The sequence below is a fragment of the Actinomyces sp. oral taxon 169 genome, assembly GCF_013394715.1.
In the GTDB taxonomy this organism is placed as follows: Bacteria; Actinomycetota; Actinomycetes; order Actinomycetales; family Actinomycetaceae; genus Actinomyces.
The window spans coordinates 2,773,018-2,799,933 of sequence record NZ_CP058259.1; the positions used below are offsets into that span (position 1 = coordinate 2,773,018).

Genomic DNA, 26,916 nt, shown 5'->3' on the forward strand with positions numbered 1-26,916 from the left:
ATTTCCAACACGGAGACTGACCCATGGGTGTTATCGAAGCACCGCAATGGCTTCTGCCCGCCTTCACCCGCTCGGTGAAGGCGATCGGCGCCACGCAGCCCCCAGAGGCGATCGGCTCCGCCGGCGAGCTCCTCATCGAGCGCTGGTCCACACCGGATCGTCGCTTCCACAATCTTCGCCACCTCATCAACATGCTCGCGCGGGTCGATGAGCTGGCCGAGGAGTCGCACGACCCGGACATCATGCGGGTCGCCTGCTGGTACCACGGCTGCGTCTTCTCCTCCGACGTCGAGGAGGTCATCCGCGGCAACGGCGGCGAGGACGAGACCGCCTCGGCCGCCTTCGCCGAGGCCGACCTGCGTCACCTGGGTGTCCCGATGGAGACGGTCAAGCGGGTGTGCAGCCTCATCGTCAACCTCAAGCGACACATGCTCGCCGATGACGACATCGACGCCCAGGCCCTCATCGACGCCGACCTGGGCACCCTGGCCGTGGACCCCCAGACCTACACCGAGTACGTGCGGCTTCTGCGCGAGGAGTACTCCCACATCCCCGTGGAGGAATACCTGCGCGGCCGCCTGACGATCGTCTCCCGCCTGCTGGATCGCGATCATCTCTTCCACTCCCCGCTGGGCCAGCGCTGGGAGCACCCGGCCCGCGAGAACCTGGCGGCCGAGCAGCGACGTCTCCACGAGAAGCTCGCCAAGCTCACCGATGAGCAGGGAGCGCAGGCCGTTCCGGCGGCCCCGGAGGCCGGGGCCGCTCAGGAACCGGCGCGTCCCGCACCGGCCGCCCCCGTGGGCGATCCTGCCGGCGCCACCGCCCCCGTTCCCGGGCAGCTGGGCGAGGCCGCCGAACGCGCCCCTCGCACCCCTCCGCTGGGCCTCCAGGCGCTGCCCGCCGAGGACCCCCTGGCCGGCCCCGCCCAGGACGGCGACACCCTGCGTCTGAATCCCACCGAGCTCAGGGCCCTGCGGGCCACGGTCCCTCCGTCGAGCGCAACGACACCCGCCACCCCGACCACCACGGCGTCCTCAGGATCGCCGGCGGCTCCGGCATCATCCTCCTCCCCGTCGAGCGCCTCCTCGCCACGCACCCCCGCCCGCGGGATCCCGGCCGTGGCCTCGGCACGCCGCCCCGTCGAGGCGCCCGCTGAGCGCGGCGAGGGGCGCGAGGACAAGGACGGCGAGGAGGCGATGACGCACACCGCCTCCATGGAGTCGTGCATCGCGGACCTGGACCTGCTCATGTGCTCACGCAACCGCTCCGACGACGGCGAGGACCGCCGCACCAGGGTCCAGGCCGAGCGGGACAAGCTCACCGAGAAGCTGCGGGCCAAGACCCAGGAGGCCAAGGAGCTGCGCGAGGCCCGTACCGGCGAGATCGCCCCCATCACCGAGGAGATCATCGACGACGGCGCCGGGGACCTCTGAGGCCCCGCCCTCCCCTTCCGACAGGGACCGCCTGCCGTCTGCGGGGCCACAGGCCACGATCTGCAGGCCCCCTCCACAGGGCCGGATCCTTGCCCGGTACGCCGCCGGCCGGGCCCCTACCGTGAGAGGCACAGCGCGCACCTCGGTGCACCACCAGCACACCGCGCACGGCCCCCGGGCCGCCTCTCACGAAAGGACGCCCCTCATGCCCACCTACTCCGTCGATACTGCCGCGGTGGCCGACACCGCCGCCCGGACCCGTACCCGCATCGCGACGATCCAGACCGAGGTCGATGGCATGCGGGGAGACATCGGCCTGCTCCAGTCCTGTTGGACCGGGACGGCGTCAGACTCCATGGCCGCCTGCGCGGCCGACTGGCACCTCACCCAGATCCAGGTGCAGTCCAACCTCGATCAGATCAGCCTGGCCCTGGACAACGCCGCTGTCTGCTACGACGACGCCGAGACCTCCAACCAGGGCCGTTTCGCCGGCTCGACGCCGGCTCCTGCGCCCGCACCGGCTCCCGCACCGGCCGCGGGCTCGGCGCCCTTGGGCGCCTGGTAGGAGCCGCCGACGGCGAGGCTCGCTCAGGACCGCGCCGCCTCTCGCCTCAGCGTGTGCGCCACACGGCCTGCCAGCACAGGCCGAGCCGACCCGCCCAGTACGGGACAGGTACGGATACGGCGGCGGGCCGCCCCTCACGTGTGTGAGAGACGGCCCGCCGCGGTTCCGGGGCCGGCCGACGTCGCGGCCGGGTTACCGGGTGATGACTGGCTCGCAGGCAGTCGCGTCGATCAGTACATGCCACCCATGTCGCCGGCGCCACCGTCGGCCGGGGCGGCCGGGGGCTCGGGCTTGTCGGCCACGACGGCCTCGGTGGTCAGGAACAGACCGGCGATGGAACCGGCGTTCTGCAGGGCGGAGCGGGTCACCTTGACCGGGTCGGCGATGCCGGCGGCCAGCAGGTTGACGTACTCGCCGGTGGCGGCGTTGAGGCCCTCACCGGTGGGCAGGTTGCGCACGCGGTCCACGACCACGCCGCCCTCGAGGCCGGCGTTGGCAGCGATCTGCTTGAGCGGGGCCTCCACGGCGACCTTGACGATCGCGGCACCGGTGGCCTCGTCGCCCTCGAGCTTGAGGGTGTCGAGGACCTCGGCGGCCTGGAGCAGGGCGACGCCACCACCGGCGACGATGCCCTCCTCGACGGCGGCCTTGGCGTTGCGCACGGCGTCCTCGATGCGGTGCTTGCGCTCCTTGAGCTCCACCTCGGTGGCGGCACCGGACTTGAGGACGGCCACGCCGCCGGCCAGCTTGGCCAGACGCTCGGAGAGCTTCTCGCGGTCGTAGTCGGAGTCGGAGTTCTCGATCTCCATGCGGATCTGGGCGGTGCGGGCCTCGATGGCCTCCTTGTCGCCGGCGCCCTCGACCAGGGTGGTGTCGTCCTTGGTGACGACGACCTTGCGGGCCTGACCCAGGTCCTCCAGGGTGGCGTTCTCGAGCTTGAGGCCGACGGTCTCGGAGATGACCGTACCGCCGGTGAGGATGGCCATGTCCTGCAGCATCGCCTTGCGGCGGTCACCGAAGCCGGGGGCCTTGACGGCCACGGACTTGAAGGTGCCGCGGATGCGGTTGACGACGAGGGTGGCCAGGGCCTCGGCCTCGACGTCCTCGGCGATGATGGCCAGCGGCTTGCCGGTCTGCATGACCTTCTCCAGCAGCGGGAGCAGGTCCTTGACGTTGGAGATCTTGGACTCGACCAGCAGGACGTAGGCGTCCTCCAGGACGGCCTCCTGGCGGTCGGGGTCGGTGACGAAGTAGGGGGAGATGAAGCCCTTGTCGAAGCGCATACCCTCGGTGACCTCGAGCTCGAGGCCGAAGGTGTTGGACTCCTCGACGGTGACGACACCCTCGTGGCCGACCTTCTCCAGAGCCTCGGCGATGAAGGCACCGATCTGCTCGTCGGCGGCGGAGATGGAGGCGGTGGCCGCGATCTCCTCCTGGGTCTCGACCTCCTTGGCGTCGGCCAGCAGGCGCTCGACGACGGCCGCGACGGCCTTCTCGATACCGCGGCGAACGGCGATCGGGTTGGCGCCGGCGGCGACGTTGCGCAGGCCCTCGCGCACCAGGGCCTGGGCCAGGACGGTGGCGGTGGTGGTGCCGTCGCCCGCGACGTCGTCGGTCTTCTTGGCGACCTCCTTGACGAGCTCGGCGCCGATCTTCTCGTAGGGCTCCTCGAGCTCGATCTCCTTGGCGATAGTCACGCCGTCGTTGGTGATCGTGGGGGCGCCCCACTTCTTGTCGAGCACGACGTTACGGCCCTTGGGGCCCAGGGTGACCTTGACGGTGTCGGCGAGGGTGTTGAGGCCGCGCTCCATGCCGCGGCGGGCCTCCTCGTCGAAGGCGATGATCTTGGACATTGAGTTTCCTCCACTGCGTGGTAGGGGCGGCCGGTTCGTGCCCGCGACGGACGGATCGGTTCCGGGCGTTCACGTCACGCCCGACGCCGGCCCTCACGTTCCAGCCTGGATGAACTTGGTGCATTCAAGGATGCTTTGTCACTCGAGGTGCCCGAGTGCTAACCGCAATGCTGGCACTCTCAGCCCTTGAGTGCAAGGAGCTCAGTTCTCATCGGCACTGAATCCTCCGACGGCGAAGCAGGGAATCCTGCCGGGCCTGCGGGTGGGCCGGCGGGAGGTCCCACAGCCGGTCGTGCCCTCGGGGCCGCTGTCCGGGTCAGAAGGACGGATCCTCGGCCCGTGAGGAGGTGGCCAGCAGGATGAGTGCGCAGGTCCAGGCCAGGGGCGCGGGCCCCGCCGGGGAGCCATCGGCCAGGACCTTCTCCGGCAGGGCGCCGGCAGCGGTGCGGTGCGCCTCGAGCCAGGCCAGCAGCCGGGTCCCTTCCTCCTCCATCCCCAGGGACAGGGCCGACCAGGCCATGAGGGCGGTCTCCGGCGTCCAGGAGACACCGTCATCGCGCCAGCCCGCTCCCGGGGCGAGGCCCCCGGTGGGGCGGTGCATGCGTGCGGCCGCCGTCTGCCGCACCGTTCGGGCCCCGGCCAGCGGCCGGGTGAAGGGAGGCAGGACCAGGGCGATGGCGGCGTCGACGTCGTCGCGTCGCAGGTGGCGGCCCCAGGCGGGGGCGAAGTTGCGCTCCATGGCGCTGCGCACCGCTGTCACCCGTTCAGCCAGGGCCTGAGCGGGGGCGCCGAGCTCGAGCCCGGCCCGGGCCAGCGCCGTGGCCGCCTCCAGCCCCAGGAGCACCGGAGCGGCCGTCCCCAGGGTGAGGACCGTCTCGGCGACCTCCCAGTAGTCGGGCGAGGCAGCCGGCAGGTGGGAGGGCGTGTCCGTGATTGTCAGGAGCCGGGAGGCGGCGCGCTCCAGGGGTGCGCCCAGGCGGTCACGCAGATCGGCGGCGGGCGCGCCGTCGGCCAGGAGCCGGCCCGCGGCCCACAGGAACCATCCGGCGCCGTCGGCCTGGGCGGGGCGGTTGTCCGGCACGCGGCCGCTGCTGGTGTAGCGGGCCTCGAAGCCGCCGTCGGCCCGCTGCCAGGAGGCCAGGTTGCCCAGAACGCCCAGCGCCTCATCGGCCAGGTTCACCGCGCTGAGGGCGGCCGCGGCGAAGGCGGCGTCCCGGGGCCAGACGTAGCGCCAGATGCTCATGGGCGCCGCCACGACCGCACCCGGGGGGAAGACTTCGGCCCCCGGCGGCAGGGCTTCGCGCGAGTCGCGCCCCTCCCGCCCGGTGCCCCCGGCGGAGGTGGGAGTCGGGGCCGGCGTCGGCCCGGCGGACGGTTCGACAGACGGGTCAGCAGGGCCGGCGGGGTTCATCGGGCCCGGCATGAGTGCCGGTCCGGTCAGGGCCAGCAGGTCGGTCAGGGCGCCGTCGGCCAGGCCCGCCCACCGGCCTTGAGGAAGGCGGGCAGCCTGGCGGCGGGCGAGCGCCTGACGGGCCAGGGCGCTCTGCTGCGAGGTCGTCAGGCCCCACGGTTCGGGGGCCCGAGGCAGGCGCGTCCCCGGGACGTAGGCAACGGTGTCACCCGGGGCCAGGGGGTAGAGGACGCCTCCCCCGCCCACGACGAGCCCGCCGCTCAGCAGCGTCGGGGCGCGGCGGCCGAGGCTCACCAGGCGCGAGCCGCCCCAGAGGACCGCGGCGGCGGTGAGCGGGACCGCCGCGGCGAGAGTCAGGAAACGACGACGCCCGGGAAGCGCCAGTGGCCTCATGCCCCTTTACTGAGGCTTGTAGTCGTCACGCAGGATGACGGCAATCGTGGCGCCCTGGGTGCTCTCCGCGGTGCCCTCCACCACGTTGCTGATCCCGAGGCGCTTGCCGACCTCCTCGGCCGCGGGCCGGGCCTGCGGGGAGCTGAAGTAGACCGTCGACTGGGCCGGCTCGGCGTTATCGTAAATCCCGGGGATGACCTCCACCGCGGTGAAGCCGCCGTTGGTGAGCTTCTCGCTGGCCCCCTTGGCCAGGCCGTCGGTGTTCGTCCCGTTGGCAACCGAGACCCCGGTGTTGAAGTCCACGTTGCCGGAGGCGCTGGCCGAGGCACTGGGTTTGGCCGAGGCGGCGCCGCCCTTGTCGCCCTTATCGCCCTTGCTGTCCGCGTTCTTGTTGCCACCGGCCTGTCCGCCCTGGGCGGGCTGAGAGGAGGAGACCGCGTCCGACGAGCCGGAGCCTCCCGAGCTGTTGAGGAACAGCGTCACCGCGCCCCAGGCGAGCGCCGGGACAATGATGATGATCGCCAGCAGCGGCACCCAGCTGCGCCACCTGGGCACCTGGGCACGGTGCACGCCCACAGGAACCGGGCCGTCATCATCGCCGACGTCGAACTCGTCCTCGGGGTAGTCATAGTTGCTCACGCTCACAAGATACCGGTCCGAGCGTCATTCGTCGGGTATTGCTCACCACGTCCGGCTCACAAGGCGGTGACATGGGCCCGGCAGATTCCTGCGGGTATGGCAGGTGGGCCGTTAGGCTCGCGGCGTGACATCCGCCAAGCCCCTGTCCGAGATCATCGATCCCTCCTGGGCGCACGCCCTGGCCCCCGTGGAGCCCACGGTCCATGAGATCGGGGAGCGGCTGCGCCAGGAGGTGGCCTCCGGCGTCGGGTACCTCCCGGCGGGCACCGACGTGCTACGCGCCTTCACCTACCCGATGGAGGACATGCGCGTCCTCATCGTCGGACAGGACCCCTACCCCACCCCGGGTCACCCCATGGGGCTGAGCTTCTCGGTGGCGCCCGGCGTCAAGCCCCCGCGCAGCCTGGAGAACATCTTCCGCGAGCTGGTCAGTGACCTGGGCGTGCCCAGGCCGACGTCGGGGGACCTGACGCCGTGGTGCCAGCAGGGCGTCATGCTGCTCAACCGGGTGCTCACCGTTCGCCCGGGGGCGCCGGCCTCGCACAAGGGCTGGGGCTGGGAGAAGGTGACGCAGCGGGCGATCGAGGCCCTGGTGGAGCGCGGCGGCCCGCTCGTGGCGATCCTGTGGGGGCGGCCGGCGCAGTCGCTGACCCCGATGCTGGGGCAGACCCCCATCATCGCCTCACCGCACCCATCCCCGCTGTCGGCCTCGCGCGGGTTCTTCGGCTCGCGCCCCTTCAGCCGCGCCAACGCGATCCTCACCGAGATGGGGGCCGCGCCCGTGGACTGGCGCCTGCCCTGAGCGTCGGGGGTCGGCCCGCTCAGCGCAGGTCAGCCCCCTCGGTGGAATCGCGCCCGTGAGGGCTGCTCAGCCGGCAATGAGCGAACAGAGCACTGCGAATCACCCTACTCCACGAGGGTCGGGATCCACTGGCCAAGGGTTATCCATACTGCACGAACCCCCGACCCCCATGCAGTACACCCAACCCTCCCCCTGTAGCACCCCAACCTCGTGCAGTACACCACCCACCGGCCTCACACCCCACCGGGAAGCGGCATCAGCCTCGTCCCTCGCGCAGAAAACGTCCCTTCATCACCGCCGGAGGCTCGACGGCGCTCAAGCCGGCCCGCTCGGAACACGGCCGGGCCCCATCTGGTAGACACGGCCCCATGTCCGCACGCCAGTCAGACCAGTCATCCCACGCTGCTCAGCCCATGGACGCCGTCGCCACCGGCACCGTCTCCGGTGACGCCACCCACACCGCCCCCAACTCGCAGGCACCGGCACCGTCACGGGCCCGCCACGCCGCCGGCCCGGCCACGATCGACCTGAACCAGATCGCCCAGTTCCTGCCGCGCACCGGCATCGGCACCGACGTGCACGCCTTCGCCGCCCCCGACTCGGGCACCCCCATGCGCCTGGCCTGCCTGGAGTGGCCCGGCGAAGTGGGCCTGGCCGGTCACTCCGACGGCGACGTCGTCGCCCATGCCTGCTGCGACGCCCTGTTCTCGGCCGCCGGCCTGGGCGACCTGGGCTCGAACTTCGGCACCGCCGAGCCCCAGTGGAAGGGGGCCTCCGGGACTGCGCTCCTGAGCGAGGCCGCCCGCCGGGTGCGCGAGGCCGGCTTCGAGATCGGCAACATCGCCGTCCAGCTCGTGGGCGAGCGCCCGCGCGTGGCCGCCCGCTCCGCCGAGGCCTCCCAGGCGCTGTCCGAGGCCGCCTCCGCCCGGGTCTCCTTCTCCGCCACCACCACCGACCACTTGGGTTTCCTGGGCCGCACCGAAGGCCTGCTCGCCGTCGCCACCGCCCTGGCCTACCCGGTCCCCGACGCCGTTCGCCCGGTCGTACCTTAGTCCTCGAGGTCGTACCCCTCACCCTCGACTGCGCGGACTAAGGTACGACCGCGACGTCGGGCACCTCGGGAAAAAGTCCTGGTCCTGGTAGACACCGGTGGCGGGCGGCCAGGTAGCCTGTGCCCGTGAGCATCACCCCCACTGAGTCCCCTGAGTCCGCGGGCCCCACCGACTCCGCCGCCCGAGCGGGCGCGCCGGCCCTGCGTCTGTACGATTCCGCCGCCCGCGCGATCGTGCCGTTGGCCCCCACGGCCACCCCTGGCCTGGTGACGATCTACCTGTGTGGTGCCACCGTCCAGGGCTCGCCCCATATCGGTCACATGCGCAGCGGGATCGCCTTCGACGTCCTGCGCCGCTGGCTGGAGCGCTGCGGCCAGGAGGTCCGCCTCATCCGCAACGTCACCGACATTGACGACAAGATCCTCAGCAAGTCGGCCGCCGCCGAGCCGCCGGTGCCGTGGTGGGCCTGGGCCCAGCGCTTCGAGCGGGAGTTCGACGCCGCCTATCGCGCCCTGGGCGTGGCCGCCCCCACCTACGAGCCGCGCGCCACCGGCCACATCCCCGAGATGATCGACCTGGTCCAGCGCCTGCTGGACGCCGGCCACGCCTACGTCGGCGAGTCCGGCAACGTCTACTACGACGTGCGCTCCCTACCCGGCTACGGCTCCCTCACCAACCAGCGCCTGGAGGACCTGGCCACCACCGAGGACGAATCCCAGCTCGATGACGACGTCGAGGCCGACAAGCGCGACCCGCGCGACTTCGCCCTGTGGAAGGCCGCCAAGCCCACTGAGCCGGCCGACGCCGCCTGGGACGCCCCCTGGGGCCGGGGCCGGCCCGGCTGGCACCTGGAGTGCTCGACCATGTCCCGCCGCTACCTGGGCGAGACCTTCGACATCCACGGCGGCGGCATCGACCTGCGCTTCCCGCACCACGAGAACGAGCAGGCCCAGTCCCACGGCGCCGGCTGGGGCTTCGCGCGCCACTGGGTCCACAACGCCTGGGTGACCATCAAGGGCGAGAAGATGAGCAAGTCGCTGGGCAACTCCCTGGTGGTGGCCGAACTGCTCAAGCGCTACGACGCGGCCGTGCTGCGCCTGGCCCTGGGTACCGTCCACCACCGCTCCACCGTGGAGTTCTCCGAGGAGACTCTGGCCGACGCCGCGGCCCTGTGGGAGCGCCTGTCCGGCGCGATCCTGCGGGCCTACGAGTTCTGCGACGGCGGGGACACCAACCCTGTTGATGCCCCCGCCGAGCAGGTGCGCGCCCGAGCCCTGCCGGCCGAGTTCACCGCCGCCATGGATGAGGACCTCAACCTGGCCGGCGCCATGGCGGTCGTCCACGCCACCCTCAAGGCCCTCAACGTGGCCCTCACCCAGGCCGCCCCGAGCGGCGGCCAGGGGGCCGACGACGACCTGCGCACCTCGGTGACCGGCCTCGCCCTGGACCTGCGCTCCCAGCTCGACGTCCTGGGCCTGGACCCGCTGGCTGAGCCCTGGCGCACCCGGGTGCTCGACGGCGCCGGCTCCTCCCAGGGCGGCGCCGCCATGGAGGCCCTCGACCGTCTCATCCGCCACGACCTGGAGGAACGGGCCCAGGCCCGCGCCGCCAAGGACTGGGCGCGCGCTGACGCCCTGCGCGACAAGCTGACCGAGGCCGGCGTCGTCGTCGAGGACTCCCCCTCGGGCGCCCGCTGGCACCTGGCCTGAGCGGCCCGCCCACCACCCACGACTCTTTCGCATCAACTCGCATCGTCACGAACAGGAGGCCGGATGCCCGGCAACGAGCAGTACCCCGGCGCCAAGCGCCGCCCCGGCTCGAAGAAGGGCCCCACGAAGGGCTCGGGCGGTCAGCGCCGCAAGGGCCTGGAGGGCAAGGGCCCCACCCCGCGCGCGGAGAACCGCGTCGGCCACCCCAAGGCCCGGGCGAAGGCCCGCGCCGAGTCCCGGGCCGCCCAGCCCACCCGCGCCAAGCAGCTGGAGAAGATCAAGCGCCGCTTCGACGTGCCCGAGGACCACGAGATCCTGTGCGGGCGCAACGCCGTGGCCGAGGCCGCCTACGCCTCGGTGCCCATCACCCGGGTCTTCATGGCGGTCTCCGCCCAGTCTGACGAGCGCCTGGGCACCGTGGTGCGCCGCGCCGCCCTGCTGGGCGCCCCGGTGCTGGAGACCACCAAGCTGGACCTGGATGCCCTGACCGACTCCGCCACCCACCAGGGCGTGGCCATCGAGGTGCCCGCCTACGAGTACACCACCGCCCGCGACCTGCTGGAGCGCGCCCGCGCCCTGGGCCACACGCCGCTGCTCGTGGCCCTGGACCAGGTGACCGACCCCCACAACCTCGGCGCGGTCCTACGCAGCGCCGGGGCCTTCGGGGCCGACGGCGTCATCATCCCCGAGCGCCGCTCGGTGGGCGTCAACGCCACCGTGTGGAAGGTGTCGGCCGGTGCCGTCGCCCGGGTGCGCGTGGCCCGCGAGACGAACCTCGTGCGCACCCTGGAGCAACTGAAGAAGGAGGGCTGCTTCGTCGTCGGTCTGGACGGCTCGGGCAGCACCGCCGTCGAGGACCTCACCCTGGCCGACTCACCCCTAGTGCTGGTCACCGGCGCGGAGGGCGCGGGCCTGTCCCGCCTGGTGCGCGAGACCTGCGACGTGCTGGCCTCGGTACCGATCAGCCGCAGCGTGGAGTCCCTCAACGCGGCCGTGGCCACGGGTATCAGCCTCTACGAGGTCGACCGCCTGCGGCGTCGGGCCGCCGGCGCCGGCAGCTGACCCCCGCCGCTCAGGGCCGGCCGGCTCCCGACGGAGGCAGCCGAGCCGGCCAATCCGACTGATCCGGCCGCCCCCGGCAGCAAATGCGCCCGGTTTACACTTCCCCATGACGGCCCCGTTGCTGACACAATGGGCCGCATCCGATCCACAGGAGGTCCCCATGGCCCAGGACGCTTCGCAGCGCTGGAACCGCACCGACGGCGTGCTCATCGCGCCGGGCACGACGCCGGAGGCGGTCGCCGACGCCTTCGCCGAGCGCGGGGTGGTCGTGCGCCTGGAGTGGTTCCCGGCCACCACCCACCTGCTGAGCCTGACCCTCATGACCGACGTCGAGGGCCGGGTCGCGGTGACGCCGCCCTCGCGCGGGGGCGTTGTGCCCGGCCCGAGCGTCAGTGAGCTCGTGGAGTCCCTGGCCCGGCAGTTCACGGCCGATGTCGCCGTGGGCCCGGCGGCCTTCAACGCCCTGCCCGACGACGTCGAGCTGCCCTCGATCTCCCATCACGGCTCGGCCAGTGCCCGCACCGTGGTGATCTCCCCGATGAGCGCCTACATGGTGCCGCTGCAGGCCACTCTGCTGGAGCGGCCCCTGGCGGTGGCCTCGACGCCGAGCCTGGACCGCCGCATCGTCATGTACTCCGGTGAGGGCACCGAGCTGGGCACCTTCGGCTGGGACGAGGAGTCCCTGCCGGCCCTGGTGCTGACCTCCGACTCCGAGGACATGTCCATCCGCGCCATCCCCACTGGGGACCCGGAGGACGACGCCGTCTTCTCCTGGGGCATGACGTCGCGCTACGTGTGGGGCGGGGTCAAGGAGCCCGGCCCGGCCCTGAGGTCCCTGGTGGATGAGCTCCTGGCGGACCTGACCGATGCGTCGGGGATCGTCGCCGCCGTCCCGGGCGCGGACCTGGAGGCCGCGGCCGCCGCCATCGTCAAGCCCGGCATTGACGGATTCGCGGCCATGCTTGAGGCCCTGGGCCTGCCCGACTGGGTGCTGGAGGTCCTCACCGGCCGCCTGGCGCCGGTGGAGGTTCCCGGCGTCGTCGTGCACGAGCCGCGAGGGCTGTCCAACGCGGTGGGCCGCAGCGTGGGCCTGCTGCTGGCCGACCCCTCCACCCCGGGCTCGGCCTTCTGGCAGGGCTATGTGCGCACGGTGACGGACAAGCCGTGGGCGGTGCGGGGTGCCGCGCTGCTCGAGGCGGGTCTGGGCGGGGCCCTCGTGGGGGCCGCCGTGCGCCGTCGTCGCTCCACCGGCAGCATCCCGGGCGGGATGGCGGCCGTGGGGGCCTTCCTGCTGGTGGACGCCATCACCGAGGTCTCGCTGGCGTCCTGGACGCGTCACCGCGAGCTGCGCCGCCGCGCCGACGAGGAGATGGCCCTGGTCGCCGAGGAGCTCGGCGCCTAGAAGCGTCACGCCGCAGGGCGGGCCGGTCAGTCAAGCCCCTCGAGGTAGGCCCTCAGCACCCTGCGGGCGTTCACGGGCGCCGCCTTGGCCGCCTGGTACATGAGCAGGGCATCCACCAGCCCCACCAGGTCGGGAGCGTGAGCAGATGCCTGGTTGACACCCGCAGCAAGGAGTACCCGCTCGGCCAGATGCGTCAGCGGCTGCCTGACCGGTGCTTCCGCCGTGAGCAACTCCCGGAGCTCGACGTCGTCGCGCAGCTCGAACAGCAGAGCCCCACGCGCGGCCTGGGCGTCCGCACGCCGCGCCATATGCTCCAGGACGCCGACGACGATCTCGGCGGCCTCCTGCCGGCTGACGGACGCGGGGATCTCAAGGTCGTCGATGTCAGCCTGTGAGCCCTCGGAGAGGCGGTTGACCACGAGCGCCAGCAGATCACGGCGGGTCCGGGCGTAGTAGGAGGTCGACCCGCGGGGCAGTCCCGCCTCCGCGTCGACCTGCAGATGAGTGAGGGCATGCACCCCGTCACGGGCGATGAGCCCGACCCCGGCGTCGCCGATCTGCTCCCTGCGCCCCATCGTGCCTGCTCCTTGCCTTCCGACCACTCCGACCTCTACGATCATAGAACACTCTATGATCGTAGAGGTCTACGCGACGGCCGGATCGAGCCATGAGGAGGCGACCGCGGTGAAGGTGGCAGTTGTCGGAGCAGGTGACTCAGGGAAAGCCATCAAGCGAGCCCTGCAGGCGACCGGGGCGCAGGTGACGCTGCACTCGCGCCGTACCGGCTTCGACGTCCTGCGCGATGACGGAGCTGCCGCACTGTCCGGCGCGGACGTCATCGTGGAGGCCACTGGACGGTTCACCACCAGCAAGAGGGTCGCCACCGACTTCTTCACGCGCTCGACCCGCGCCGTGTCCGCGGCCGCGAACGCCCTGGGCGCCAGGCACGTCCTGCTGTCGATCGTCAACTGCGACCTTCCGGAGGTGCAGGGCTACGGCTACTTCGCGGGCAAGTGCGCGCAGGAGCGGCTTGCTCAAGACTTGAGCAAGCGCATGTCGCTGGTTCGCTCGACCCAGTGGTTCGAGTTCGCCGAGCAGAACATGGAGCGCATGCGCTACGGCCCCGTCTCGCTCGTTCCCTCGATGAGGATGCGGCCGGTCAGCCTCGATTCCGTCGCCGAGACGGTGGCCCAGGCGGCCCTGAGTGAGACCGACGGCCAGACCTACCAGGTCGCAGGACCGGAGGTCATGACGCTGTGGGAGATGACCGCACAGCTACCGAGCCTCGTGGCGAGGCCAGTTCCCCTGGTGGTGCCCACCGGCTGGGGACTCGCCTTCCGTCGCGGCGCACTGGTTCCCGGCGACGACGTCCCTGCAGTGGGCCCCACCTACACGCAGTGGCTACAAGAACGGCGCCGCCTCTAGCCAACAGGATCAACGGTGGAGGCAGGCACGCTCACCCTGGTGGGGCGACGTGTACTGCGCGCCGTTGGGCTATTGCCCCGGAGACTGGAGGCCAGTGGATCACCCGCACCTCCCGGGCGGGATGGCGACCATGGGGGCCTTCCACGTGTCCGGGGACATTTTTCTGCGGCCGGGGACCTTCGACGCCGTCGGGGACGGAAATCCTGTCCCCGGACGCGCGAGGCGTCCCCCTCCGGGACGGAATGCACCCTGCCGCGCGCAATGTCCCCGCCCGTAATCCCAGCCCGCAAGCCGCAGGTGCGCCGACCGACTACTCAGGCATCCCCCGGCTCAAGATAATCAACAACGGCACCACGCCGGCGATGAGGATATGCAACAGCACCACCAGCACGAAGATCAGCGACCCCTTCTCGGTTCGGGACATGCCGCGGTGCTTTCCTATGCTCAGCGCCCCCGGGTCTCCACGAATGATCGAGGCGCGGTAGAACACCGGGACCACCTGGCCGGGCTGCGCGACGAACTCAAGACGCGGCTTGGGACTGAGGAAGGCCGCGAAGTGGTAGGAGACGACTTTCACCGGCCCCGGCGGCACCGCGATCCTCACGAACTGGCCCGCGGAAAGGCGCATCGACCAGCCATTGATCGTGATGGACACGGTGCTCTTGCCCGACAGTGAGATGGACGGGTCGAAGTACAGGTCGATGAAGGTGCTGTTGTCCGGCGTGGCCCCGGGCAGGGCCTGGAATGCGGGCGCGTCCTGGCTCATATCCCCGTCACGGCCCTTCTCATTGCCGCAGCTGATGGAGGCCAGACTATCAACCGGCCAGACGTTACCGGGCGCCAACGACGACGCACCGCCCGGTCTGCGAGGAGCGCCCTACTCCCCCTTGAACTTCATACCGGCGGTGAAGCCATAGGGGTTGGCGGCATAGTCGGCCAGGGTCTGCTCGTCGCGGGCGGCGAACTCGGCGTCGTCCTCGGGCATCGGCTCATCGGTGTCGTCGTCGACGACAATCGCCTCCATCTCCTGGGTGTCGCCGACCCCCAGGTAGGCCCGCTCGTCGCGGTGCTGGGGCAGCACCGTGGCCACATAGTCCTCCACCGCCTCCTGTGTGGTGACGTAGCGCTCCTGGGCCTCGGACATGTACCAGCGGTGCTCGAGGATCTCGTGGAAGATCTCCGCGGGCTCCAACTTGCGGCGCATCTCGACGGGGACGGAGTGAATGGTGGGCTCGAAGACCTCCGCCAGCCAGGAGTGGGCCACCAGCTCAATCGGGTCCTCGCTGCGGCCGGTGATGGCCCGGTAGGCCTCGAGGTCGTTGAGCATGCGCTGGCCCTGACGCTCCTGGACGTCCAGGCCGGTCAGTCGCATCACCTGGCGGTGGTAGTGGCCGGCGTCGACAACCTTGGGCTGAATGGTGATGTGGTTGCCGTCGGAGTCGGTGTTCATGGCGAGCTCGGCGACGTCGTAGCCCATCTCGTTGAGCTTCTCGACCCGGCGGCGCAGGCGCCAGCGCTCATCCATGGAGAAGGACTCCTTGGCGGTGAGCACGTCCCACAGCTCGGTGTAGCGGCTGACGATCCGGTCCCCCACCTCAATGGTGTCCACGGTCGGCTCCAGCAGGGCGCCGGCCTGGAGGTCCATGAGCTCGCCGATGATGTTGGTGCGGGCCACGTCGATGTCGTAGAGGCGCTTGCCGTCCGTGAGTCCCTCGGGGTAGAGCTCCCCGGTCTCGGCGTCCACCAGGTAGGCGGCGAAGGCCCCTGCGTCGCGGCGGAAGAGCGTGTTGGACAGGGACACGTCCCCCCAGTAGAAGCCCAGCAGGTGCAGACGCACCAGCAGCACGGCGAGGGCGTCGATGAGTCGGGTGGCGGTCTCAGGCCGCATGTACTGGCTGAACAGCGCCCGGTAGGGCAGGGAGTAGGACAGGTGCTCAGTGACGAGCACCGAGTTGAGCTCCTCACCGGTGACGCTGCTGCGGCCGGTGATGACCGCCGTCGGATGCACGCAGGGCGCCCCCAGGCGCAGCAGGTCGCGCAGGAGCTCGTACTCGCGGTGGGCCACGGACTCGCCGATCTCCTTGACCGCGATGACGCGCTCGGAGAGGTTGACGAAGCGCACGATGTGGCGGGACAGACCACGGGGCAGCGCGGCGAGGACCTCGGTGGGCCACTCCTCCAGCGGCGTCTCCCAGGGGAGGTCGAGCAGCGCCGGATCAATGGTCGCCGCCGTGATCTTCATGGACTGGGACATGGAGTCATTCTTTCAGGCCAGAACCCAATTTGCTTTCCGAGACATGAGCCGCCGACCACACTTCTTACAGTGCCGGCCGCTGAACCTCCCGTCGGGCGCGTGGGCCAGCGGCCCCCGCGGTGAGCGCGGCGACGGCGCCGCCCCCGGGAAGGGGAACGGCGCCGTCGCGCTCAGCATCCTCAGGCGGGCAGGCGCTTGCCGGTGGAGGCGGAGAAGATGTGCTCCTGACCGGGGCGGATCCGCACGTAGACGGTCTCACCCGGCTCGGGGGCGGTACGCGGAGGCACGCGCACGATGATCTGGCTGGAGTCCTCACCAGACCCGAGCTTGGCCTCGGATTCCTCGGCGCCGACGAGCTCACCATAGATGTAGGCGTCGGAGCCCAGCTCCTCCACGAAGGACAGGCGCACCGGGATGGAGTGCTCGTCCTGGGCGGAGACGACGTCGAGCGACTCGGGGCGGAACCCGATGGTCACCTTGCCGCCGTCCTCGGGGGTGATGGCGTCCAGGGTCGCCTTGGACAGCTGGATCTTGGCGGCGCCGACGGTGGCGACATCCCCCTTGACCGTGAACTGCCCCAGGTTCATGGCCGGCGAGCCGATGAAGCCGGCAACGAAATCGTTGGCGGGGTGGTCGTACATCTCGCGCGGGGTGCCGACCTGCTGGAGCACGCCGTCCTTGAGGACCGCGATGCGGTCACCCATGGTGAGGGCCTCAGTCTGGTCGTGGGTGACGTAGACCGTGGTGACACCCAGCGAGCGCTGGAGCGAGGCGATCTGGGTGCGGGTCTGCACACGGAGCTTGGCGTCCAGGTTGGACAGCGGCTCGTCCATGAGGAAGACCTTGGGCTTACGCACGATGGCGCGGCCCATGGCCACACGCTGACGCTGACCACCGGAGAGGGCCTTGGGCTTGCGGTCCAGGTACTCGGTCAGACCGAGGATCTTGGCAGCCTCGCGCACGCGCTTGTCGATCTCGGCCTTGGGGGTGCCGGCGATCTTGAGGGCGAAGCCCATGTTGTCGTGCACGGTCATGTGTGGGTAGAGCGCGTAGTTCTGGAAGACCATGGCGATGTCACGGTCCTTGGGCTGAACGTCGGTGACGTCGCGGTCACCGATGAGGATACGACCGGCGTTGACGTCCTCCAGGCCCGCGAGCATGCGCAGGGAGGTGGACTTACCGCAGCCGGAGGGGCCAACGAGTACGAGGAACTCGCCATCGGCGATCTCGAGGTTGAGAGCGTCAACACTGGGGCGGTCATTGCCCGGGTAGATACGTGTGGCGTTCTCGAAAGTCACAGTTGCCATGAGTGGTGCTATCCCTTCACCGGCAGGTACGTGCCGGACGATCCGTCGTGAAAGGTGCCGATGCGTGTCCGCATTGACACGTGCCGCGATTAGCCGTTCGACCGCGGACGGGCTCATCTTGACACAGGTTTCCCACTTTGACCAGAGATTCTCAGCAATCAGTCAGCCCGGTCCTCGACGGCGATGGCGGACGGTGGAGACCTCCCCATCCCCGCCGTCGGAAACCGCCCGACCCGATACCGGCAATCCGGCTCCACCACTGGCTTTACTCCCGCGACATGGCCCACAGTCGGGCGAAGAGCCCCACAGGTTCGGGGCGCCCACGAGCGAATCCGGGCCGGTACTGTGGGGGCCATGACGCAGAACTTCGACGCGCACCCGGGCGAGCCGGTCACCCTGAGCAAACTGCGCGCCGGCACCTCAGTGGGGGGATACCGGCTTCTGCGTCGCCTGGGCGCCGGCGGCATGGGCGTGGTGTGGGAGGCCACCGACGAGGGTGGGCGCCACGTGGCCATGAAGATCCTCCACCCGCAGATCGCCGCGGACCCCACGGCTCGGCGCCGCCTGGACCGGGAGGCCAGCGTCCTGGCCCGGGTGAGGGACACGCGCGTGGCGCGCATCCTGGACATCGAGACCGGGGACGGCTCCCAGGGCATCACCTTCGTCATCACCGAGCTCATCGAGGGCCCCACCCTGCAGCACGAGGTGGAGCACGAGGGCGTCTACGACCTGACCACTGACGCCCGTGACCTGGCCGACCTGGCCCATGGGCTGGTCGACTCACTGCGCGCGGTGCACGCCGCCGGTGTCATCCACCGCGACCTCAAGCCCTCCAATGTCATGCTCGGCGCGCAGGGGCCGGTTCTCATCGACTTCGGCATCGCCCAGGTGGCCGACGACGTCCGCCTCACGCAGACCGGCCAGGTCACGGGTACGCCGGGGTTCATCCCTCCAGAGATGCTCGACGGCGGGGAGCCGAATGCCGACGTCGACTGGTATGCCTGCGCGGGCGTGCTCCTGTTCACCGTCACCGGTCTGGCGCCCTTCGGTTCGGGCGCCTGGCAGGTGGTCTTCCGGCGCGTCTACGGGGGCACCCCGGAGCTGGGCAACCTGGAGGAGGAGTGCCCGGCGCTGGCGCGGGCCTTCACTGCGGCGCTCGCCCCTGAGGCGGAGAACCGCCTGAGCCCGGACGGCCTGCTCGAGGTGCTCGATGAGATCGCTGAGGGCGGGACCGGGCAGGAGGCGGTCGACCGGCTCCTGGGACCCGAGGACGAGGAGCCGGAGTTCAGCGAGCTGGAGCGAAGCACCAGTACGTTCACCCCTGGTTACGGTTCGACCCCGGGGTCGCCTCGGGATGCTCGCAGTGCGACCTCGGCCTCCCCGGCCACTTACGGCAGTCCCGTCTCCGCGCCCTCCGGCGCGGAGGGAGGGTACGGCTACTCGGCGCCGTCGGCCGCCTCCGGCGCTTCCACCCAGCCCCCACCGGCCATCCCGCCTCGCCAGTGGTACCAGAACAGTTCGGCGATGCCCTCACGGGGGGCGCAGTCGATGCAGTACGGCGTGGGCGCTCCTGCACCTGCGGCCGCCTCGGGGGCGTACCCGCGGCCGGCACCGTCGGGGCAGGTGCCGATGTTCCCCTATTCGGGTCAGCATCCGACGGCGTATCAGCCCGGCTACTCCCAGGCCGTCGCCGGTCCGACGGCTGCGCCATCGGCGGGAGCGATGGCAGGACCGATGGCAGCCGGCGCCCGGAGGGCGCAGATCAGCCAGGGCAACGCTCCCAGACGTCCGGGGGAGCTGCCTCAGTGGGCGCAGGAGCCGGTGCGTCACCCGATAGCGATGCTGGCCCTGTGGTTCATGCTGTCCGCGGCCGGGATCTTCAGACCGGTTTGGATGGCGATCATCGCGGCGATTCTGACGGTGGTGGCCGGCGCTGTGGGCCGGGCCCAGGACGCTCGACGTTGGAACCGGCTTCAGCGGGGCGGTACCTCGCCGTCGGACGACTCCCGCATGTGGGCCATGACCCCCTGGTACCTGGTGCGTTCGGCGATCTCTGTTGGCTTCGCTTTTCTTCTGGCCTCAGGGACTGCGTTCCTCTTCCTCATGGCTATTTTCTCATCGGATCTGGGGCAGGAAAAATCCGAGACTTTTGGATCGATCCCGCTACCTGTTCGTTTCTACACCATCTTCCTCTTGGGGGTCGCCCTGGACCTTCTCATCCTGTGGCTGGCGCCATGGGGTGCAGCGACGCGACGCGGTGGCGCACATATCCTCAATTCCGTCGCCCCCAGTGACAATGCCCGAAGGAACCTAGTCATGGCCATGTTGGGTATTGGGGCCGTGATATTGATTCTGTCCTTTGCTGGGCTGATGCCGATTCCAAGGATGAGCCCTTACGGGACCTGAGATGCCGCCTCGGCGGCGGGCGCCATGGTTGCTCGGCGACTTCCACCTCAGGGGCCCGGTGCGCTGGGCTCAATGCTGGCCCCGTGCGGGTGCGGGCCTGGTCAGCGGAAGAAGGGGAAGCCTCCGAAGCGGAGGGTCTTGCCGCGGTAGGCCCGGATCGCCTGGACGGAGCACACCAGCACATGGACCCCGACCATGACCAGCGCCATGATGATCGGGGTGCCCCACGGGATGAAAGGCAGCGATTCATAGAAATCGTCCGCGATGGTGAACACGGCGATCTGGATGACCACCAGAGCCAGCTCCACCAGCAGCAGCGTCAGTCCCCAGCTCGCCGCCAGACGGCGATTCGTCCGGGCCGGTTCACGAAGGTCCTTCTTGTTCCACAGGCCGACCACCATCATCGCCACCATGGCGAGCAGCACATCGAGGATCGGCAGAGGCGCCAGCAGCCCGAACAGCCCCGCACACCAGGCCTCAGCACCCGACGGAGCAGGCACCTTCACAGGCACCGGAGCCATCATCGGCGCAGGCACCACCCCAGGGGCCAGCGCACCCGGATCCCCAGGCGCAGGGAAGGCACCGTAGCCCGGCACAGACCGCCTCGCTGGGTCGACCTCCGGCGCCGACTCCTGCACCGTGTAGTAACCACCCCAGGACGCTACGATCTCTGGATCCCGCGTCTCACTCACGCCATCCCCCCGCTCACTCAATATCAGAGCGGCCGACTCTACCCGAATCAGGCTCACCAGTACCATTGCCCTCAGTCAGCCGACCACGCAGCAACACCTCACACTTCGAGACCACCGGATTTCCCCGGCCCCTCTGAGTACTTGACGTCAACTCACTCTCCCGCACTCTTACTGCGGCACGTTTTGATGCGGCCGCGAACCTTTTGCTCCTGCTGCATCCCTCCGAGCCGGTTCTTCTGCCTTCAGATCCCGATCTTCATCCAGTCGGGGATCGCACCGGGGTCACGGGGGAAGACCTCCAGCTCCTTGGCGCAGTCCTCCGCCGTGTAGGGCGGGTCTAGGACCGGCTCGCGGTCGTAGTCGAAGTCGGAGATGAGCTTGTAGCCCTCGCTGCTCTTCATGGACAGCGCCGCCCAGGTCCAGGTTCCACCACGGGGGTGGGCCATGAGCGCCCGCAGGCGCACGGCCTCACGGACCAGCTCAACGGGCATCTCGTTCTCAGCCCACTGGGCACGGCGCAGAATGCCACGGGGCCGGAGCACGCGGCTCGTCACGGCGGCGCGAGCCCCCACCCCCTCGACCTCCACCACGACCTCCTGGGCACCCAAGGACTGCATCCAACGGCCCCACTCAGTCGACATGTTCTGGAGCAGGACCATCTGCTCCTCCATCTGACCGCCCATAGGCCCATCCATCATGGTCACAATCCCCTCCACCCGGTCACTCTCGGACCGCTCGGTCTGATTCCCCCCGATTCTGCCCGACCCCGACTGCACGCGCCGCGCCAACGACGACCGATGCGTCACAATCTGCCACCGGCAGACACCAGGCGTGGTTTCCTCCAGGATCCTCGGGCAGAATGTCGTCACAACAGCCATCACTCGTTGACCATTCGTCTTCCTGGTCGTCCGCTCGTCACCGCACCACAAGGAGCACCGCGTGTCCAGTAACCAGCCCCGCCAGACCAAGGCCCAGCGCCGTGAGGCCGCGCGCCTCAAGGCCAAGGAGCTGCGCGAGGCCTCAGCCCGCCGCGAGCGCCGCAACATGATCGCCCGCCGCAGTTTCATCGGGGTCGCGGGCCTGGGAGTGACCGGCGGACTCGGCTACCTCGTCTACCGCGGCATCGAGGCCAAGAACGGCACCAAGGACAACAAGGCGTCGTCGAAGTTCCCCGCACCGAGCGAGGGCCTGGCCACCGCGAAGGCGAACCAGAGTGGTATCCCCAAGCAGGTCCTCTCCGATGCCTCCTGGACCTACGGTGAGGGCCCCGCCCTCGACACCGTCGCCGCCTCGGCCCCCGTCCTGGACATCTACTTCGACTACTCCTGCTCTCACTGCGCCCAGTTCGAGGGCCTCCACACCCAGGAGATCAACCAGCTCCTGAGCGAGAAGAAGATCACCCTGGCCCTCCACCCCTGCAAGCTCCTCGAGCAGGAGTGGACCAGCGTCGTCATGAACGCGATGGGTGTGGTGCTCGATGAGGCCCCGGCCCAGTCCCTGAGCTTCCACAACGCCGCCTTCGAGATCTTCTCCCAGGCCATTCAGACCAAGAACCAGAGCAACATGACGGTGGAGGGCCTGGTGGCCGCCGCCACCAAGGTGAACGTCCCCAAGGAGGTCTCCGGCAAGTTCAAGGCGGCCGTCGACTCCGACAAGTACGGCAAGTGGGTCAAGCTCGGCGATGAGGCCTTCAAGGCCCGGGAGCTGGAGGGCACCCCCACCGTCTTCTTCAAGGGCGAGAAGGTCGACCTGAACAAGCTTCAGACTCCGACCTCTCTGACCGAGCTCGTCGCCGCCGCCACCCCGACGGCGCAGCCCAGCCAGCAGGCCTCTCAGCAGCCCAGCCCGCAGCCGACTCAGCAGGGCTGACCGGGGCCCGTCGCGCCGGCCCGGGTGGCGACGGGCGCAGCACCGCCTCCCACGGTTTCCCGCCGTGGGGCGGTCTGTGACAGACTGTCCCACGCACCTGCGGCCGCCTGGCCGGCCGCGCGCCGCTTTAGCTCAGTTGGTAGAGCAGCTGTCTTGTAAACAGCAGGTCGTCGGTTCGAGTCCGACAAGCGGCTCCACTCATCGCCCGCAGCCGTCCGGGGCCCGGCCGCTCCTGTCGCAGCCCCACCCCACGGCCCGGCCACGAGCGCACCACCGGGAGGGGACATGTCGGTGACCGCAGCACCCGCGGCGTCCTGCGCCCTCCACGACACCGGCACCTGTCGCTCCTGCCCCCACCTGTCCCTGCCGATGCCCAACCAGCTGGCCGTCAAGCAGTCCCGCGTTGCCGCCCTCCTGGCCGAGCACGTCCCGGCCGAGCTGTGGCAGGCACCGGCCGCGAGCGCCCCCACCGGCTTCCGCAACAAGGCGAAGATGGCTGTGGCCGGGACCGCCGCCCACCCCACCCTGGGGATCCTCGATGGCGCCGGCTGCGGCGTCGACCTGCGCACCTGCCCGCTGCACGTGCCTGCCATCGAGGCGGCCCTGCCGGTGCTGGCCGACCTCGTCACCGAGCTGGGCCTGCGCCCCTACGACGTGCCCTCGCGCCGCGGCGAGCTCAAGTACATCCTCGTGACCGCCTCGCCCGACGACGACCTCATGGTGCGCTTCGTCCTGCGTTCCCGCCGTTACCTGGAGCGGCTGCGCGCCGCCGTGCCGGATCTGCACCGGCGCCTGCCCCAGCTGGCGGTGGCCGCCGTCAACATCCAGAGCGTCCACCAGGCCGTCATCGAGGGGCCCGAGGAGATCGTCCTGACCGACGAGGACCGCCTCCTCATGCGCCTGAGCCTGCCATCACCGGGGCACAATGGCCGGGTCGGCCGGCGCGCCGAGCGCGTCGAGCTGCCCCTCTACCTACCCACCCGTTCCTTCTTCCAGACCAACACGGCCGTGGCCGAGGCGCTCTACGCCACCGCCCGCAACTGGGCCGAGCAGGCCGAGCCGGCCCGGGTGTGGGACCTGTTCTGCGGCGTCGGCGGCTTCGCCCTGGCCCTGGCGGCGCCCGACCGCCGGGTGCTGGGGGTGGAGGTCTCGGCGTCGGCCATTGACGGGGCGCGCGCGGCCGCCGACCTCATGGGCCTGGACCCGGCCCTGGTGCGCTTCGAGGCCGGGGACGCCCGTGTCTTGGACCCGGCCGCTGGGGAGCGCGCCGGCGGGGCGCAGCGCCCGGACCTGCTCGTGGTCAACCCGCCCCGGCGCGGGATCGGGGAACAGCTGGCCACTCGGATCGAGGCCTCCGGCGTGGAGCGGGTGCTCTACTCCTCCTGCAACCCGCGCACGCTGGCGACGGACCTGGCGCACCTGCCCTCGATGCGGGTGGTGCGCTCGCGCCTGTTCGACATGTTCCCGCACACCGAGCACGCCGAGGTGCTCGTGGAGCTGGTGCGGGACTGAGCCCGCGGCTAGCCGAGCTCGGCCAGGGCGGCGCGCACGTCGGCCAGGGCGCTGTTGATGGCCTCGGCCTCGAAGGGGACCTCGAGGTCACGCAGACGCACGGCCAGGTCGGCCAGGTCCCGGGCCTCGCCGAAGCCCTGCTCAGCCAGGGCGCGGGCGGTGGTCACGGAGTCGGCCTGCCCGGCGCCGGCGGCCGCGGCCGCCTCGAGAACCTCCAGGATCGGGCCCTGGATGACGCCGAGGTCCTCGGCCACAACATCCAGCTCACCGCCCACCAGCTCGCGGCGCGCGTCGAGCAGGCCGACGCGCTGGGTCAGGTTATCGGCGCCGTCGCTCAGCGCCGAGCACAGCTCGGTGAGGCTGCCGACGGCGTCGTTGGCGTCCACCTCGTCCTGACCCTGGAGGATCTGCAGGGCGAAGAGCCCGGCGGCCAGGTTGTGCAGGCGGGCCAGCGCGATGCGGAAGCTCACCGAGTCCAGGTCGCCGCGCAGCGCCTCGATCTGGCTGCTCAGCGGGTGGAGCTGCTCGGAGCACTCCAGGACCAGGGCGTCGACCTGCTGGCAGCGCGCGGCGACGTCGTCAGCCTGCTCGCCGTGGCCCAGGACCTCGACGTCGGTGCCTACGGCGCGCATGGCCTCGCGCAGGGTGCCCAGGCGGGTCGAGAGGGCCTCGATCTCGCCGGCCCTCTCGCGCAGGAGGTCGGCGAGCCGCTGGCCCTCCTGGAGGATGCCGACCAGCCCGGCGGTCTCGGCCTCGATCTGGCCCATGGCGCCCAGGATCCGGGCCACGGGGCCCTCGCTCTGCGGGCTGTCGGGGATGCCGACGCCGTGGGTGAGCAGCTCGCCGACCTCGGCGACCAGCACCCGGCGGGTGAAGTCGATGGCGTCGGCGTAGCCCAGGGCCTGCAGCTCGGCCTGGAGGGCGGCCTGCCCGGCAGCGGCCACCTCCCGGCGGGTGGAGCCGGCCGCGGCGGAGGCCTCCTCGACGTCGCGGACCCGGGCGTAGGCGGCCTCGATGTCATCGCGCAGGCCGGTGAGCATCGGCAGGGTGCGCACAGACAGGTAGCCGGAGCCGGAGGGCACGATGGTGGCGAAGACGCGGTAGTGGCCGTCGTCAGAGGAGCGGTTCGTGATGTAGGCGCTGGCGGCCCGCCCCTCCTCGATGGCGTCCCAGATGGAGCGGAACAGGCCGGCGGGCATGTCCGCGTGCCGCACCACGTTGTGGGCCCGCCCCACCAGGGCGCCGCGCGGGTAGCCGGACAGGCGCATGAAGGTGGAGTTGGCACGGCGGATGCGCCCACCGGAGTCCGTGGTGGAGAAGAAGAGCTCGTCGGCGGCGAAGACGTGCTCGACGTGAGCTGCGGACTCGACCATGAGTGACCTTCCTAGTGACCTTCCTGGGGGCGGCGCAGGCGCACGGCGTCGGAGCTGCGGTGGCTGCGGGGCGTTGTGGGACCTTGGTCGGGAGCCTACTCTTGACCGGCTTTCGAGGCGGCCGATCCCGCAGGGAGAGCATGTCACCGTGGTCTCGGCGCGATGGGGCCGTTTACTGCCGATCGAGTGGTCGCTGGCGCAGACTGCTGCGGCCCGCCCGCCACCGGCCCGGGGATGATTCCCCATGGTGGGAGCGTGCCAAGGCGCTGACAGGGCCGGGCGGGCTCCCTAACCTGACGCCATGACCCCGCGTGATCCCCTGATGAGCCTGTCCGCCTCCGACCACTGCGGCTTGGCCCGCCGTCAGGTGCTGGCACTGGGCGCCCTGGTCCCCGCAGCAGTGGCGCTGCTGGGCGGCTGCTCCCTGGCCTCGGGCACGCAGCTGACCTCCAAGGTCGCCCACGAGAAGGTCAGTCTCTCCGACGTCGCCTCCCAGGTGACCAAGGCCGCCACCGCCTGCGACCAGCTCGGGGGCAAGCTCCTGGCCCGCTACCTCAAGGAGGACTCGGCCGCGACGGCGTTGGCCTCCCCGCTCAGTCTCGCCTTTGTCCTGGCAATCCTGGCCGACGGCGCCACGGATGCCTCCACCCAGGGCTATGACGCGCTCCTGGGGCTCTCGGGTGAAGACCGCGACCGGGCCTGGTCAGCCATCCAGAACTCCCTGAACCGCTACGACAGTGACCTCAAGGGCTTCGACCCGGACAAGGCCCCCGACAAGCCTCTCATTCACCTGGCCAACCACGTCCTCATCTCCGACGACAAGACGTTCAAGGTCAAGCAGACCTACCTCGATACGGTGCTGCGCTGGTTCTCCACTGAGATCGAGCAGGTCGGCGTGAGCTCCATGAAGGAGAACCTCGATGCCTGGGCCTCACGCAACACGGCCGGCCTCATCCCGGAAAGCGGCATCGATGTCACCCAGGACACCCGCCTGGTGGTGCAGAACGCGCTGCTCTTCGCGGCCCAGTGGGAATCCCCCTTCGAGGCTGGGAGCACCTCGCAGAGGAACTTCACGCTGGCCGGGGGCAAGGCCGTCAAGGCCGACCTCATGCATGACACGCGCTCCATCCCCCACGCCACCGGAAAGGGCTGGGCAGCAGTGCGCCTGGCCTACGCCGGCGGACAGGACGGTGGGGACTCCGACCTCGCTCTCGACGTCGTCCTGCCCGACGCCGGAACCCTACCGAGCGCCATGGATGCCGGAACGTGGGCCGAGGCATCCAAGGCCCTGGACAAGGTGCGCCCCCGAGAGGTGGAGCTGGCACTGCCCAAGCTGGACCTCACATCCGAGCCCAAAGAGCTCCTCGACTTCCTCAAGGAGCAGGGGCTCAAGCCCGAGGGCCTGGACAAGATCGCGCCCGAGCTGGCACTGACCCAGGTGGTCCAGCAGATACGCCTCATCCTGGATGAGGAGGGCACCGTCGCAGCCGCTTTGAGCGAGGGCCAGGCGGCGGCGATGGCGGCGCCGGCGGAGCAGACTAAGCCAATCACGTTCACGGTGGACCACCCCTACGTGCTGCGACTGCGGGACCTGACCAGCGGCGCCTCCCTGCTCGAGGCCGCCATCATGGATCCCACCGTCAAGGAGATCAGCGGCTCGGCCTGACCTGGCCCGCTGGCGGCCGGCCGAGACTCTCCGCCAGATTCTTCCGGTCGGTGGGGCATCTCGCCGCTCGGAGCGCTCCCAGGCGGTAGGC

Annotated in this window: 22 protein-coding genes and 1 tRNA gene; 13 read left to right on the forward strand and 10 right to left on the reverse strand. The window is 70.5% G+C overall.

The annotated features are described in order from the left end of the window. Positions 1-23 precede the first annotated feature (23 nt). Together HW274_RS11595 and HW274_RS11600 are read left to right on the forward strand one after the other, a co-directional pair. Positions 24-1,433, forward strand: coding sequence for a hypothetical protein (locus HW274_RS11595; RefSeq protein WP_185988853.1), 1,410 nt, complete (start codon positions 24-26; stop codon positions 1,431-1,433). A gap of 205 nt (positions 1,434-1,638) precedes the next feature. After that, positions 1,639-1,998 carry a WXG100 family type VII secretion target gene (locus tag HW274_RS11600; RefSeq protein ID WP_020992166.1) on the forward strand — a complete coding sequence of 120 codons (360 nt, stop codon included), beginning with the start codon at positions 1,639-1,641 and terminating at the stop codon, positions 1,996-1,998. A 230-nt stretch (positions 1,999-2,228) separates the two neighbouring features. Here HW274_RS11600 and groL read toward each other — a convergent pair whose 3' ends face one another. The 3 genes from groL to HW274_RS11615 all read right to left on the reverse strand — a co-directional run bounded on the left by groL (position 2,229) and on the right by HW274_RS11615 (position 6,300). Next, a complete protein-coding gene (gene groL, locus HW274_RS11605; RefSeq protein WP_065361822.1) occupies positions 2,229-3,851 on the reverse strand; it encodes a chaperonin GroEL in 1,623 nt (540 codons plus the stop codon). Positions 3,852-4,167: 316 nt separating this feature from the next. Then, positions 4,168-5,655 (reverse strand): glycoside hydrolase family 15, encoded by a 1,488-nt coding sequence (locus HW274_RS11610; protein ID WP_075254005.1) that lies wholly within the window; start codon positions 5,653-5,655, stop codon positions 4,168-4,170. A 6-nt stretch (positions 5,656-5,661) separates the two neighbouring features. Further along, entirely contained in the window at positions 5,662-6,300 is a 639-nt protein-coding gene (locus HW274_RS11615) for a LytR C-terminal domain-containing protein (protein ID WP_081376212.1), read from the reverse strand. A gap of 118 nt (positions 6,301-6,418) precedes the next feature. Between HW274_RS11615 and HW274_RS11620 the strand changes: the two genes are divergently transcribed. From HW274_RS11620 to HW274_RS11640, 5 genes are all read left to right on the forward strand, one after another. Then, positions 6,419-7,096 (forward strand): uracil-DNA glycosylase, encoded by a 678-nt coding sequence (locus HW274_RS11620; protein WP_075254006.1) that lies wholly within the window; start codon positions 6,419-6,421, stop codon positions 7,094-7,096. A 413-nt stretch (positions 7,097-7,509) separates the two neighbouring features. Next, the gene (ispF, locus tag HW274_RS11625; RefSeq protein WP_260679233.1) at positions 7,510-8,148 is read left to right on the forward strand and encodes a 2-C-methyl-D-erythritol 2,4-cyclodiphosphate synthase; all 639 of its coding nucleotides are present in this window, start codon (positions 7,510-7,512) and stop codon (positions 8,146-8,148) included. A gap of 125 nt (positions 8,149-8,273) precedes the next feature. Further along, positions 8,274-9,857: a cysteine--tRNA ligase gene (cysS, locus tag HW274_RS11630; protein ID WP_185988854.1), complete on the forward strand. Its 1,584-nt coding sequence runs from the start codon at positions 8,274-8,276 to the stop codon at positions 9,855-9,857. Between the two features lie 63 nt (positions 9,858-9,920). Then, positions 9,921-10,919 carry a 23S rRNA (guanosine(2251)-2'-O)-methyltransferase RlmB gene (gene rlmB, locus HW274_RS11635; RefSeq protein WP_185988855.1) on the forward strand — a complete coding sequence of 333 codons (999 nt, stop codon included), beginning with the start codon at positions 9,921-9,923 and terminating at the stop codon, positions 10,917-10,919. A 160-nt stretch (positions 10,920-11,079) separates the two neighbouring features. Next, positions 11,080-12,321 (forward strand): hypothetical protein, encoded by a 1,242-nt coding sequence (locus tag HW274_RS11640; RefSeq protein ID WP_075254008.1) that lies wholly within the window; start codon positions 11,080-11,082, stop codon positions 12,319-12,321. 26 nt (positions 12,322-12,347) lie between these two features. On the opposite strand, the gene HW274_RS11645 is transcribed toward HW274_RS11640, so the two are convergent. Then, on the reverse strand, positions 12,348-12,896 hold the full coding sequence (locus tag HW274_RS11645) for a TetR/AcrR family transcriptional regulator (RefSeq protein WP_185988856.1): 549 nt from the start codon (positions 12,894-12,896) through the stop codon (positions 12,348-12,350). 55 nt (positions 12,897-12,951) lie between these two features. Here HW274_RS11645 and HW274_RS11650 point away from each other — a divergent pair, with 55 nt between their 5' ends. Then, positions 12,952-13,746 (forward strand): SDR family oxidoreductase, encoded by a 795-nt coding sequence (locus HW274_RS11650; protein ID WP_260679088.1) that lies wholly within the window; start codon positions 12,952-12,954, stop codon positions 13,744-13,746. Positions 13,747-14,056: 310 nt separating this feature from the next. Here HW274_RS11650 and HW274_RS11655 read toward each other — a convergent pair whose 3' ends face one another. From HW274_RS11655 to HW274_RS11665, 3 genes are all read right to left on the reverse strand, one after another. Continuing rightward, positions 14,057-14,512, reverse strand: a complete 456-nt coding sequence (locus HW274_RS11655; protein WP_185988857.1) for a hypothetical protein — start codon at positions 14,510-14,512, stop codon at positions 14,057-14,059. 111 nt (positions 14,513-14,623) lie between these two features. Next, on the reverse strand, positions 14,624-16,000 hold the full coding sequence (locus HW274_RS11660) for a DUF4032 domain-containing protein (protein WP_185988858.1): 1,377 nt from the start codon (positions 15,998-16,000) through the stop codon (positions 14,624-14,626). A gap of 179 nt (positions 16,001-16,179) precedes the next feature. Then, positions 16,180-17,307 carry an ABC transporter ATP-binding protein gene (locus HW274_RS11665; protein ID WP_003788927.1) on the reverse strand — a complete coding sequence of 376 codons (1,128 nt, stop codon included), beginning with the start codon at positions 17,305-17,307 and terminating at the stop codon, positions 16,180-16,182. Between the two features lie 354 nt (positions 17,308-17,661). Between HW274_RS11665 and HW274_RS11670 the strand changes: the two genes are divergently transcribed. Continuing rightward, entirely contained in the window at positions 17,662-19,713 is a 2,052-nt protein-coding gene (locus HW274_RS11670) for a serine/threonine-protein kinase (RefSeq protein ID WP_185988859.1), read from the forward strand. Positions 19,714-19,814: 101 nt separating this feature from the next. Here the strand turns inward: HW274_RS11670 and HW274_RS11675 are convergent, their stop codons facing one another. Both HW274_RS11675 and HW274_RS11680 read right to left on the reverse strand, forming a co-directional pair. Further along, a complete protein-coding gene (locus HW274_RS11675) occupies positions 19,815-20,213 on the reverse strand; it encodes a hypothetical protein (protein ID WP_260679089.1) in 399 nt (132 codons plus the stop codon). A gap of 434 nt (positions 20,214-20,647) precedes the next feature. Then, on the reverse strand, positions 20,648-21,103 hold the full coding sequence (locus HW274_RS11680) for a hypothetical protein (RefSeq protein ID WP_185989623.1): 456 nt from the start codon (positions 21,101-21,103) through the stop codon (positions 20,648-20,650). A gap of 241 nt (positions 21,104-21,344) precedes the next feature. Between HW274_RS11680 and HW274_RS11685 the strand changes: the two genes are divergently transcribed. The 3 genes from HW274_RS11685 to HW274_RS11695 all read left to right on the forward strand — a co-directional run bounded on the left by HW274_RS11685 (position 21,345) and on the right by HW274_RS11695 (position 23,786). Beyond that, on the forward strand, positions 21,345-22,274 hold the full coding sequence (locus HW274_RS11685; protein ID WP_185988860.1) for a thioredoxin domain-containing protein: 930 nt from the start codon (positions 21,345-21,347) through the stop codon (positions 22,272-22,274). 121 nt (positions 22,275-22,395) lie between these two features. Beyond that, positions 22,396-22,471, forward strand: a tRNA-Thr gene (locus tag HW274_RS11690). A gap of 88 nt (positions 22,472-22,559) precedes the next feature. Beyond that, entirely contained in the window at positions 22,560-23,786 is a 1,227-nt protein-coding gene (locus HW274_RS11695) for a methyltransferase domain-containing protein (RefSeq protein WP_185988861.1), read from the forward strand. Positions 23,787-23,794: 8 nt separating this feature from the next. On the opposite strand, the gene HW274_RS11700 is transcribed toward HW274_RS11695, so the two are convergent. Continuing rightward, complete coding sequence (locus tag HW274_RS11700) at positions 23,795-25,159, reverse strand: chemotaxis protein (protein WP_185988862.1); 1,365 nt, start codon at positions 25,157-25,159, stop codon at positions 23,795-23,797. Between the two features lie 322 nt (positions 25,160-25,481). Between HW274_RS11700 and HW274_RS11705 the strand changes: the two genes are divergently transcribed. Further along, positions 25,482-26,825, forward strand: coding sequence for a serpin family protein (locus tag HW274_RS11705; RefSeq protein WP_185989624.1), 1,344 nt, complete (start codon positions 25,482-25,484; stop codon positions 26,823-26,825). Positions 26,826-26,916 lie beyond the last annotated feature (91 nt).